Origin of the sequence: Lentzea sp. (assembly GCF_036380075.1) — a bacterium.
In the GTDB taxonomy this organism is placed as follows: Bacteria; Actinomycetota; Actinomycetes; order Mycobacteriales; family Pseudonocardiaceae; genus Lentzea.
Genome location: NZ_DASVFL010000060.1, coordinates 45,764 through 56,906, shown reverse-complemented (window position 1 = coordinate 56,906; position 11,143 = coordinate 45,764). Strand labels below are relative to the sequence as shown.

The 11,143-nt window shown below is 70.1% G+C and carries 13 protein-coding genes and 3 pseudogenes; 13 read left to right on the top strand and 3 right to left on the bottom strand.

Annotation, left to right across the window (positions count from 1 at the left end; all coding sequences use genetic code 11):
* Positions 1–30 precede the first annotated feature (30 nt).
* Positions 31–780: a GNAT family N-acetyltransferase gene (locus tag VF330_RS07500; protein WP_330850769.1), complete on the bottom strand. Its 750-nt coding sequence runs from the start codon at positions 778–780 to the stop codon at positions 31–33.
* A 145-nt stretch (positions 781–925) separates the two neighbouring features.
* Between VF330_RS07500 and VF330_RS07495 the strand changes: the two are divergent.
* From VF330_RS07495 to VF330_RS07435, 13 genes and pseudogenes are all read left to right on the top strand, one after another.
* Positions 926–1,618: pseudogene (locus VF330_RS07495) on the top strand (PhoH family protein); the annotation flags it as partial.
* Positions 1,607–2,416: pseudogene (locus tag VF330_RS07490) on the top strand (LAGLIDADG family homing endonuclease); the annotation flags it as partial. The pseudogenes VF330_RS07495 and VF330_RS07490, both read left to right, overlap by 12 nt.
* Positions 2,417–2,698: 282 nt before the next feature.
* Positions 2,699–3,055, top strand: a pseudogene (locus VF330_RS07485) (PhoH family protein); the annotation flags it as partial.
* 5 nt (positions 3,056–3,060) lie between these two features.
* On the top strand, positions 3,061–3,621 hold the full coding sequence (gene ybeY, locus VF330_RS07480) for an rRNA maturation RNase YbeY (RefSeq protein WP_330850768.1): 561 nt from the start codon (positions 3,061–3,063) through the stop codon (positions 3,619–3,621).
* A gap of 6 nt (positions 3,622–3,627) precedes the next feature.
* Positions 3,628–4,929, top strand: coding sequence for a hemolysin family protein (locus VF330_RS07475; RefSeq protein ID WP_330850767.1), 1,302 nt, complete (start codon positions 3,628–3,630; stop codon positions 4,927–4,929).
* A complete protein-coding gene (locus tag VF330_RS07470) occupies positions 4,910–5,254 on the top strand; it encodes a cytidine deaminase (protein WP_330850766.1) in 345 nt (114 codons plus the stop codon). The genes VF330_RS07475 and VF330_RS07470 overlap by 20 nt, the downstream gene beginning before the upstream one ends.
* A gap of 43 nt (positions 5,255–5,297) precedes the next feature.
* On the top strand, positions 5,298–6,194 hold the full coding sequence (gene era, locus VF330_RS07465) for a GTPase Era (protein ID WP_330850765.1): 897 nt from the start codon (positions 5,298–5,300) through the stop codon (positions 6,192–6,194).
* 15 nt (positions 6,195–6,209) lie between these two features.
* Entirely contained in the window at positions 6,210–6,962 is a 753-nt protein-coding gene (gene recO, locus VF330_RS07460; protein ID WP_330850764.1) for a DNA repair protein RecO, read from the top strand.
* A gap of 46 nt (positions 6,963–7,008) precedes the next feature.
* Positions 7,009–7,836, top strand: a complete 828-nt coding sequence (locus tag VF330_RS07455) for an isoprenyl transferase (RefSeq protein WP_330850763.1) — start codon at positions 7,009–7,011, stop codon at positions 7,834–7,836.
* Complete coding sequence (locus tag VF330_RS07450) at positions 7,833–8,234, top strand: YbjN domain-containing protein (RefSeq protein WP_330850762.1); 402 nt, start codon at positions 7,833–7,835, stop codon at positions 8,232–8,234. Before VF330_RS07455 ends, VF330_RS07450 begins: the two co-directional genes overlap by 4 nt.
* Before the next feature lie 23 nt (positions 8,235–8,257).
* Positions 8,258–8,689 (top strand): hypothetical protein, encoded by a 432-nt coding sequence (locus VF330_RS07445; RefSeq protein ID WP_330850761.1) that lies wholly within the window; start codon positions 8,258–8,260, stop codon positions 8,687–8,689.
* Positions 8,686–9,696 (top strand): permease, encoded by a 1,011-nt coding sequence (locus VF330_RS07440; protein ID WP_330850760.1) that lies wholly within the window; start codon positions 8,686–8,688, stop codon positions 9,694–9,696. Before VF330_RS07445 ends, VF330_RS07440 begins: the two co-directional genes overlap by 4 nt.
* The gene (locus tag VF330_RS07435; RefSeq protein ID WP_330850759.1) at positions 9,693–10,394 is read left to right on the top strand and encodes a TIGR03943 family putative permease subunit; all 702 of its coding nucleotides are present in this window, start codon (positions 9,693–9,695) and stop codon (positions 10,392–10,394) included. Before VF330_RS07440 ends, VF330_RS07435 begins: the two co-directional genes overlap by 4 nt.
* A 3-nt stretch (positions 10,395–10,397) precedes the next feature.
* On the opposite strand, the gene VF330_RS07430 is transcribed toward VF330_RS07435, so the two are convergent.
* On the bottom strand, positions 10,398–10,796 hold the full coding sequence (locus tag VF330_RS07430) for a Fur family transcriptional regulator (protein ID WP_089922330.1): 399 nt from the start codon (positions 10,794–10,796) through the stop codon (positions 10,398–10,400).
* Complete coding sequence (locus VF330_RS07425) at positions 10,793–11,143, bottom strand: metalloregulator ArsR/SmtB family transcription factor (protein ID WP_330850758.1); 351 nt, start codon at positions 11,141–11,143, stop codon at positions 10,793–10,795. The genes VF330_RS07430 and VF330_RS07425 overlap by 4 nt, the downstream gene beginning before the upstream one ends.

The following is an 11,143-nucleotide window of genomic DNA, read 5'->3' as shown; positions in this document are numbered from 1 at the left end:
CAGTCGTCGCAGTTCCACGGATCCCCCGGTTCATCCCAGTGCGTGCGAGGCGGGTGCGAAGTAGCGCGAACGGTCGCCCGGCACGTCGTCGGCTCCGCGCACCATCAGCGTGCAGCCGCCGTTCCGCGCCTCGAAGCCGCGTTCCAGCAGGTAGGCGCCCACGTCGGCGCTGTCGGTGTCCACGCGGACCGGTCCCGCGCCGGCGGCGACGTCCGAGACCAGCTGGCACGCGACCGCCGCGGACGGCGCGATCAGTGGACCGACCGTGAACCCCTCGGGGTTCGGGCGGGTGGCGACGACGCCGGAGTCCGCGACCCGCACGGTGTACGGCGTCGACGGGTCGAGCAGCCGACGCCAGAGCGACGGCCTCGTGTACCCGCTCACCTCGTGGTCGAGCGCGGCCAGCCACTCCGCGTCGTCCGGTGTGCCCTTGCGCGACACGCCGGAAGCAGGACTGGGGAAAACGCCGTGGTAGTCGGTCGTCGCCCCGACGGGGTGAAAGCCGAGCCGGGCGTACAGCGGCTCGCCCATGACCGTCGCGTACAGTGCGGACGGACTGATATCCAATATATTGGTCATCAACCGCGTGCCGATGCCCCGCCGTCCCGCCCACGACGCGACCAGAACGCCGCTGATGGTCTGCATCTCGGGATAGGGCGTCGTCAGCGCCGTCCCGAGAAGACCGGACGAGTCGAACGCGCCCCAGCCCGGTCCCAGCTCGAGCATCAGCTCCCACTGCGCCGGGGTCCACGTCCAACCCCGGTCCGTGATGAGCTTCATGCACTCGGGCACGTCGTCGACGCCAAGCCTGCGGATCTCCACAACCGGTGAGCACACACGGTGAGCAATCCGGTAGCCACTCATTTTCGGCCGGACTAGCATCGACGGCACCAGATCCGAGCGACAGGAAGCAGGCCGGGGCCACGTGGCCGAGGAAACACAGCAGAGCGGCAAGGAAGGTCAGTCCCGGTTCGCCGTGCCCGATGGCGCGGTGCTCAGCCTGCTGGGGTCGCGCGACGAGAACCTCCGGCTCGTGGAGGAACTGCTCGACGCCGACGTGCACGTGCGCGGGAACGAGATCACCCTGTCCGGCGACCCCGCCGACGTGGCCTTCGCCGAACGCGTCTTCACCGAGCTCGTCACCCTCGCGAGCCGCGGCCAGCCGATCGACCAGCACGCCGTCCGCCGGGTCGTGGCGATGCTGAGCGCGAACGAGGCCGAGTCGCCCGCCGAGGTGCTGAGCCTGGACATCGTGAGCCGCCGCGGCCGCACGATCCGTCCGAAGACGCTGAACCAGAAGCACTACGTCGACGCGATCGACAAGAACACCATCGTGTTCGGCATCGGCCCCGCCGGCACCGGCAAGACCTACCTCGCCATGGCCAAGGCCGTGCAGGCCCTGCAGGCCAAGCAGGTCAACCGCATCATCCTGACCCGCCCGGCCGTCGAGGCGGGCGAACGGCTCGGCTACCTGCCCGGCACGCTGTACGAGAAGATCGACCCGTACCTGCGCCCGCTGTACGACGCGCTGCACGACATGATCGACCCGGAGTCGATCCCGCGGCTCACGCAGGCGGGGACGATCGAGGTGGCACCGCTCGCGTACATGCGTGGCCGCGCGCAGCCGATCTTCACGCCGGTCCTGACCCCGGACGGCTACCGCCCGATCGGATCGTTGCGGGTCGGCGACCTGGTCATCGGTTCGAACGGTGAGCCGACCCCGGTGCTGGGCGTCTACCCGCAGGGCGAGAAGGACGTCTACCGCGTCACCGCGCAGGACGGCTCGTCGACGCTCGCGTGCGGTGAGCACCTCTGGACGGTGCGGACGGCGTCCGACCGGCGGCGGAACAAGCCGTGGCGGGTGCTCGAGACCAAGGAGATGATCGGCAAGCTGCGCGCGGCGCACGCCCGGCGTTACGAGCTTCCGCTGCTCAGCGCGCCGGTGTGCCTGCCGGAACGTGCCGTGCCGATGGACCCGTACGCACTCGGCCTGCTCCTCGGCGACGGGTGCATCACGGGTTCCACGACGCCGTCGTTCTCCACTGCCGACCCGGAGCTCGCCTTCGCGCTGCAGGTGGCTCTCGAGCCGATCGCGGTGATGAGGAAGAACGAGGTCGACTACACGCTGAACCGCGTGAAGGCGCCCGGTGACGTGGTGACGCTGGAGAACCCGGTCACGGTCGTGATGCGCCAGCTGGGCCTGCACGGCACGCGGTCGCACACCAAGTTCGTGCCCGAGTTGTACCTGGGCAACAGCGCGGACGTGCGGCTGGCGGTCCTCCAGGGTCTGCTCGACTCCGACGGAGGCCCCGTCACCCAGCTCGGCCGCACCTGCCGCATCCAGTACACGACGACGTCGGAACAGCTGAGGGACGACGTGGTCGAGCTGGTCCGCTCGCTCGGCGGTGTCGCCTACTGGCGCTGCCGTCCCGCCGAGGGACGCAAGCCGGGCAGGGCGAAGGGCCGCGAGGTCGGCTACCGCCACGACGCCTACGTCCTCGACATCAGGTTGCCTGAGGGTGTCGAGCCGTTCCGGCTGAAGCGCAAGCGGGAGAAGTACCGCGCCGCCGGTGGCGGCGGGCGTCCGATGCGGTTCATCGACAGCATCGAGCCCGCCGGCCGCACCGAGACGGTGTGCATCCAGGTGGCGGCGCAGGACTCCCTGTACGTCACCGAGGACCACCTGCTGACGCACAACACGCTCAACGACGCGTTCATCATCCTCGACGAGGCGCAGAACACCACGCCCGAGCAAATGAAGATGTTCCTCACCCGCCTGGGCTTCGGCTCCAAGATCGTGGTGACCGGCGACATCACCCAGGTCGACCTGCCCGGCGGGCAGCGCAGCGGCCTGCGGGTCGTCAGGGACATCCTCGAAGGCGTCGACGACGTGCACTTCTCGGTGCTCACCAGCCAGGACGTGGTGCGCCACAGCCTGGTCGGCGACATCGTCGACGCGTACGACAAGTGGCAGGTCCAGCAGGACGTCCTGGACCAGAACGGGGCGCATCACGGACCCGGTGCACGCCGGGGGAACCAGCGCCGGGGACGATAGGCGCCGTGAGCATCGAGATCGCCAACGAGTCGGGTGTCGGGGTCGACGAGGGTTCCATCGTCTCCGCCGCCCGCTTCGCGCTGGACCGCATGGGCGTGAGCCCGCTGGCCGAGCTGTCCGTCCTGCTCGTCGAGCTGGACGTGATGGCGGACCTGCACGAGCGCTGGATGGACCTGCCGGGTCCCACGGACGTCATGGCCTTCCCCATGGACGAGCTGGACTCCGCGCGCCGGCCCGACGCCGCCGGGCTGGGGCCCGCGCTGCTCGGGGACATCGTGCTGTGCCCGGCGTTCGCCAAGGACCAGGCCAAGAAGGCCGGGCACGGGCTGCTGGACGAGCTGCACCTGCTGACCGTCCACGGCGTGCTGCACCTGCTCGGCTACGACCACGCGGAGCCTGCCGAGGAACGCGAGATGTTCACGCTGCAGAACCGCATCCTCTCGGACTTCCGCAACGCGCGGGACGAGGCCGAGCGGGTCGCGTTGCAGCGCAGCACGGACGACAAGGTGCTCGGGGCCGTCGGCCTGGACGAGCAGCGGCCCCTGCAGCACCCCGAAGAAGACTGACGCCTCATGAGCGCGAACCCCGCCAGTGTGATCGTGCTGGCCGTGCTGCTCGTGCTCGCCGCCGGTGTCTTCGCGTGCGTGGACGCCGCGCTGGGCACCGTGTCGCGGGCACGGGTGGAGTCGCTGCAACGGCAGGGCCGTTGGGGCACCGGGCAGCTGCTGCACGTCCTCAACGACCGGCCGCGGCACGTCAACCTGTTGCTGCTGCTGCGCCTCGCCTGTGAGATGTCAGCGGCGGTGCTGGTCACGACCGTGTTCCTGGACTACGTGGAACAGGACTGGCTCGCCGTCCTGTACTCGTGCCTGAGCATGCTCGTCGTGTCGTACGTGCTCGTCGGTGTCGGACCGCGCACCATCGGCCGTCAGCACCCGTACGCCGTGAGCCTGTCCGCGGCGGGCACCGTCCGGCAGCTCGGGCGCGTGCTCGGGCCGCTGTCGAAGCTGCTGATCCTCGTCGGCAACGCCATCACGCCCGGCAAGGGCTTCCGCGAGGGCCCGTTCAGCTCCGAGGTCGAGCTGCGCGAGCTCGTCGACATGGCGCAGGAACGCGGCGTCGTCGACGAGGGCGAGCGGGAGATGATCCACTCCGTGTTCGAGCTGGGCGACACCATCGCCCGCGAGATCATGGTGCCGCGCACCGAGATCGTGTGGATCGAGCAGGCCAAGTCGCTGCGGCAGGCGCTCGCGCTGTCGTTGCGCACCGGCTACACGCGCCTGCCGGTGATCGGCGAGAGCGTCGACGACGTGCTCGGCGTGGTGAACCTCAAGGACCTGATGCGGGCCACGCTCGCCGACGGCGAGGACCCGAAGTCGGTGTCCGAGCTGATGCGGCCGACGAGCTTCATCCCCGACTCGAAGCCGATCGCGGACCTGCTGCGCGAGATGCAGCTGTCCCGCAAGCACATGGCGATCGTCGTCGACGAGTACGGCGGCACCGCGGGCCTGCTGACGATCGAGGACATCCTCGAGGAGATCGTCGGCGAGATCACCGACGAGTCCGACACCGACGACCGGCCGCCGGTCGAGCACCTCGACGACGGCGCGGTGCGGGTCAGCGCGCGCCTGCCGGTGGACGACCTGGACGCGTTGTTCGGCACCGAGCTCGACGACCACGAGGTCGAGACCGTCGGCGGCCTGCTCGCGCAACGGCTGGGGCGCGTCCCGCTGCCCGGCACGGAGGCCGAGATCGCGGGCCTGCGCATGCGCGCGGAGGGCGGCAAGGACGAACGGGGCCGCATCCGCGTCACGACCGTGCTCGTGCGTCCTGTGCAGAAGGAGACCGAGGAAGATGCCGGAAGCGAACACTGAGCTCGACCCAGAGGACGCGAAGCTCGTCACGCTCGCGAGGTCCGTCCGTGCGCGCAACGGCGCCGCGGAGGGTGCGGCGGTGCGTGACCTGGACGGCCGCACGTACAACGCGTCCACGGTCGCGTTGCCGTCGCTGAAGCTGACGGCGTTGCAGGCCGCCGTGGCAGCGGCGGTGTCGAGCGGTGCCGAGGGCCTGGAAGCGGCCGTGGTCGTGAGTGAGGAGTCCGGAGTGGACGCCGAGTCGCTGGCGGCCGTCCGCGACCTCACGGCGTCCGGCCCGGTCTACCTGGCGGACACCTCCGGCGAGGTGCGCGAGCAGGTCTGAGGGCCACCGAACGGCCACAACCGGCTAGAGGGACAATGGACTGATGGATGGTTACCGCTCCGGGTTCGCGTGCTTCGTCGGCCGCCCGAACGCAGGGAAGTCGACGCTGACGAACGCGCTGGTGGGCACGAAGGTCGCCATCACGTCCAGCAAGCCGCAGACCACCCGCCACACGATCCGCGGCATCGTGCACCGCGAGGACGGCCAGCTCGTGCTGGTCGACACGCCCGGTCTGCACCGGCCGCGCACGCTGCTCGGCCAGCGCCTCAACGACCTGGTGCGCGAGACGTGGTCGGAGGTCGACGTCGTCGGCTTCTGCGTGCCCGCGGACCAGAAAGTCGGCCCCGGTGACAAGTTCATCGCCGCCGAGCTGGAGAAGGTCGCGAAGCGCACGCCCGTGATCGGCATCGTCACCAAGACCGACCTCGTGTCGCAGCAGCAGGTGATGGAGCAGCTGCTCGCGTTGCAGAAGGTCATGGAGTTCGCCGAGATCATCCCGGTCTCCGCGGTCGACGGCTTCCAGGTCGACCGGCTGAGCGACCTGCTGCTGCAGAAGCTCCCCGAGGGCCCGCAGCTGTTCCCGGACGGCGACCTGACCGACGAGCCGGAGCAGACGCTGGTCGCGGAGCTGATCCGCGAGGCCGCGCTGGAGGGCGTGCGCGACGAGCTGCCGCACTCCATCGCCGTGGTGGTGGAGGAGATGATGCCGCGCGAGGGCCGCGACGACCTGATCGACATCCACGCGTTCGTGTTCGTGGAGCGGCCGTCGCAGAAGGCGATCATCCTGGGGCACCGGGGCGAGCGGCTCAAGCAGGTCGGCACGGCGGCGCGCAAGCAGATCGAGCGCCTGCTGGGCAGCCGGGTGTACCTGGACCTGCACATCAAGATCGCCAAGGACTGGCAGCGCGACCCGAAGCAGCTGCGCCGCCTGGGGTTCTAGATGGCGGGACTCTAGATGGCCAACCTGTACCGCGACACCGGCATCGTGCTCCGCGTGCAGAAGCTCGGTGAAGCGGACCGGATCATCACCTTCCTGACCCAGCGCCACGGCAAGCTCCGCGCCGTGGCCAAGGGCGTGCGCAAGACGTCGTCGAAGTTCGGCGCCCGGCTGGAGCCGTTCTGCCACGTCGACGTGCAGTTCCACCCCGGCCGCACGCTCGACATCATCACGCAGGTCCAGACGCTGGACGCGTTCGGCGTGGGCATCGTGAACGACTACCAGCGCTACACGGCGGCGTGCGCGATCGTCGAGACCGCCGACCGCCTCACGGCCGAGGAGGGCGAACCGGCCGTGCGGCTCTACCTGCTCGTCGCGGGCGCTCTCCGTGCGTTGTCGGCGGGCGAACGGGACCCGTCGCTGCTGCTCGACGCCTACCTGATGCGGGCGATGGCGTTCGCGGGATGGGCGCCCGCGGTCAACGAGTGCGCGAAGTGCGGCGATCCGGGGCCGCACCGGGCGTTCAGCGTGCAGGCCGGTGGCTCGTGCTGCCCGAACTGCCGTCCGCCGGGTTCCGCGTCGCCGTCGCAGGACACGCTGGCGTTGCTCTCGGCGCTGCTGCACGGGCAGTGGCACCTGGTCGACGAGATCCCGCACCTGGCCCGCCGCGACGCGAGCGGCCTGGTCGCGGCACACCTGCAGTGGCACCTCGAACGGCAGCTGCGGTCGTTGCCTTTGGTCGAGCGGAAGGCGCAGCCGGCGGACGGCTAGTCTGGCGCCTACCGACAACGGTTTTCGCGAGAGGAAGCCTGGTTTCATGCTGCGTCGTCGCCGCTCCGAGCGTGAGAAGCGCGTCCCGCGCCCACCGGAGCCGCATCCCTCCGGTGCGACGCCGCCGGACATCCCCGCCGACCTGGTGCCGAAGCACATCGCGATCGTGATGGACGGCAACGGCCGCTGGGCCAACCAGCGCGGGCTGTCGCGGGTCGAGGGCCACAAGCGCGGTGAGCAGGTCGTCCTCGACGTCGCGAAGGGCTCCATCGAGCTGGGCGTCAAGTGGCTCTCGCTCTACGCCTTCTCCACCGAGAACTGGAAGCGCAGCCCGGAAGAGGTGCGCTTCCTGATGAACTTCAACCGCGACGTGATCGCGCGCCGCACCGACGAGCTCGACGAGATGGGCGTCCGCATCCACTGGGCCGGCCGCTCGCCGCGCCTGTGGGGCAGCGTCATCAAGCAGCTCCAGGAGGCCGAGGTCCGCACGCAGGACAACGACGTCCTGAACCTCGTCATGTGCGTGAACTACGGCGGCCGCGCGGAGATCGGCGACGCCGCCCGCGAGGTCGCCCGGCTGGTCGCCGCCGGGCAGATCAACCCGGACAAGGTCGACGAGCGCATGCTCGCGAAGTACCTGTACAAGCCCGAGATGCCGGACGTCGACCTGTTCATCAGGCCGTCGGGCGAGCAGCGCATCTCGAACTTCCTGCTCTGGCAGTCCGCCTACGCCGAGCTGGTGTTCCAGGACATCCTGTGGCCGGACTTCGACCGCCGCGACCTGTGGCGCGCCTGCGAGAAGTTCGCGGGCCGCGACCGGCGCTTCGGCGGTGCCGTCGACAAGCCGGGTGAGGAGGAGGTGGTGTCGTCGTGAACGCGAGCGGTGAGGCCCTGGAGGCCGCGCGCAAGGCGCTGGAGCTGTTCCACGACGTGTCGGTGGACGACGACGGCGCGCTGAGCTTCCGCCACGGCGACGTGCCGTGCGCGGTGCAGGGCATGGAGCTGGCCGAAGGGCTGACCGTGCTCTCGCTGACCGTCGTGGTCGCGTGGGACCTGCCCGGCGACGCGGCCGCGTGGGTCGCCGAACGCGCCGGTCAGGGCCTGTTCGGCACCCTCGGTGTCATCCAGTCCGAACGCGGTGGCACGGACGTGATGCTGCGGTACGCCTTCCCGGCGGACGGCCTCAAGCCCGAGCCGTTGAGCACGCTGCTGATGCTGGTCGTGTCGACCGCGTCGCAGGTGCGCGGCGAGCTCCTCTCCCGGTTTTCTTGAGAAAGGACCCTTCCATGGGTGGCGTGATCATTTACGAGCCGGAAGAGGACTCGGACGTCAACGAGTTCCCGTGGACCGTCACGTTCGAGCCGTCGGGCGGTGACGACTGGGACTCGTTCATCTGCGGTCCCTACGAGCGCGACCACGCCGTCGCGCTGGCCGAGGCCGTGGCCCTCGACGACGCCGAGGGAGGCGTGCTGGCCATCGTGAAGCCGATGCTGCCCGCGCTGTCGGCCGAGGATGTGACCGCCACGATCGAGGAGCTCCGCGAGGCAGCCCTCGAGGAGGAGGCCGAGGCCGAGGAGACGGTCAACGGCACCCCGGTCGACTTCGACGACGACGAGCTCGAAGAGGAAGAGGCCGAGTTCGAGGAGCCGCCGTCGCCCGAGGAGATCCGCGAGGGCATGGCGCGCCAGTACCGGCGCCTGCTGGACCTGGACGCGGACGCGGAATGACGATCACCGGCGAGATCCGATCGTCGAAGCGGCGCTCCGGCCCGCCCCGGCTGAAGATCACGTCGTTGGAGGTGCTGTGCGGGATCCTCGTTCTCGCACTGCTCTTCCAGTCCCGGCTCGTCGACCTGCTGGACGTGCCGAAGCTGCGCACGGCGTCGACGGTGTTCGTGGCGATCTGCGTGCAGGCCATGCCGTTCCTGGTGCTGGGCGTGCTGATCTCGGGAGCCATCGCGGCGTTCGTGCCCGCTTCGGCGCTGCGGAAGCTGCTGCCGTCGAAGACGGCGCTGGCCGTGCCCGTGGCGGGTGTCGCGGGTGTGGCGCTGCCGGGCTGCGAGTGCGCCTCGGTGCCCGTCGCGCGCCGGTTGATGCAGCAGGGCGTCGCCCCCGCGGTGGCGTTGACGTTCCTGCTGGCGGCGCCCGCGGTGAACCCGATCGTGCTGGTCTCGACGGCGGTGGCGTTCAACGACACCCCGATGATGGTCGTCGCGCGGTTCGTCGGGTCGCTGCTCACAGCGATGGTCATGGGCTGGCTGTGGGTGCGCTTCGGCAAAGTGGAGTGGATCGCGGAACGCGCGCTGGCGCGCCTCGGTGACCACTCCGGGCAGAACAAGTGGGCCGTGTTCGCCGAGAGCGCGCGGCACGACCTCGTCGACGCCGGCGGGTTCCTGGTGCTGGGCGGGCTGTTCGCGGCGGCGTTCAAGACGTTCGTGCCGGTCGCGTGGATGCAGACCCTCGGCGGTCAGATCGTGCTCGGCGTGATCGTGATGGCGTTGCTGGCCGTGATCCTGGCCCTGTGCTCGGAGGCCGACGCGTTCGTCGCGGTGGCGTTCTCCGCGTTGCCGCTGCTGCCGCGCCTGGTGTTCCTCGTCGTCGGCCCGGCCGTCGACGTCAAGCTGATCGCGCTGCAGGCCGGTGCGTTCGGCAGGTCCTTCGCCTTCCGCTTCGCACCCGCCACCTTCGTGGTGGCGATCCTGTGCGCCGTGGTGACGGGAGTGGTGCTGCTGTGAGGCGGGAAACCCAGAACATCCTGCTGGTCCTGCTCGGCGGGGCCCTGCTGAAGATCAGCTTTTCCGGGCTCTACCTGCGCTACGTGCAGAAGAGCCTGCTGCCGCTGCTGATCGCCGCCGGCGTGGTGATGATCGGCCTGGCGCTGTTCGCGATCATCACCGACATCCGGCGCGGCAAGGCGGCGGCCGACGGTCACGACCACTCGCACTCGTCGCGGTCGACCTGGCTGCTGATCCTGCCGGTGATGGCGGTGTTCCTGATCTCGCCGCCCGCGCTGGGCGGCGACGTGGTCAGCTCGGCCGCCGACACCAACCAGACGCAGCGGTCCCGCAACCTGCTGGGCGACCTGCCATCCGGCGAGGTCATCCCGCTGTCGATGACGGAGTTCGTCACGCGCACGGCGTGGGACGAGTCCGGCACGCTGGACAACCGCCGCGTGAAGCTGACCGGCTTCCTGCTGCGCGCCGACGGCGGCACGTTCGTCGCGCGGCTCGCGATCTCGTGCTGCGCCGCGGACGCCCGGCCGTTGAAGGTCAAGCTGACCGGGGACGTGCCGTCGCTGCCCGACGAGCAGTGGGTCGAGGTCACCGGGCAGGTCGTGCCGAAGTCGGCGAGCGAGAAGACCTCGTGGGTGCCGAGCTTCACCGTGGAGTCGTTCACCCCGGTCGCCGAACCGGTTGAGCCCTACGAGAGCTGAGCCCTACCGCAAGCCCTTGGCCGTGCACTCCGCGCACGTGCCGAAGATCTCGACGGTGTGGCTGACCTGCGAGAAGCCGTTCTCAGCGGCGACGCGGTCAGCCCACTTCTCGACGGCGGGGCCCTCCACCTCGACCGTGCGGCCGCAGTGGCGGCACACCAGGTGATGGTGGTGGTGCGCCGAGCAGCGGCGGTAGATCGCCTCGCCCGAGTCGGTGCGCAGGACGTCGACCTGGCCGGCGTCCGCGAGGGACTGCAGGGTGCGGTACACCGTGGTCAGGCCGATGCCCTCGCCGCGGCGGCGCAGCTCCTCGTGCAGCTCCTGGGCGCTGCGGAAGTCGTCGAGCTGGTCGAGCAGGTTCGACACCGCGGTGCGCTGCTTGGTGGACCTCAGTCCGGTCACAACTTCTCCTCGACGTGCGTCACAGCGTCCACCACGATGTGCGCCAGGTGTTCGTCCACCAGCCGGTACACGACCTCGCGGCCGTGCCTTTCCCCGTGCACCACGCCCGCCGACTTCAGCACGCGCAGGTGCTGGCTGATCAGCGGCTGGGCCACGCCCAGCGCCTCAACCAGCTCGTGCACGCAGCGGTCGTGCGCCCGCAGCTGCAGCACGATGGCGATGCGGACCGGTGCGGCGAGCGCGCGCAGCAGGTCACCCGCCTCGGCGAGCGTGTGGGCGGAGTGTCTCGGCGCGGGTGCGGGCGCCGATCGTTCGGGGGAGTGCTCGCCGTGCATCTGAACGGTCAT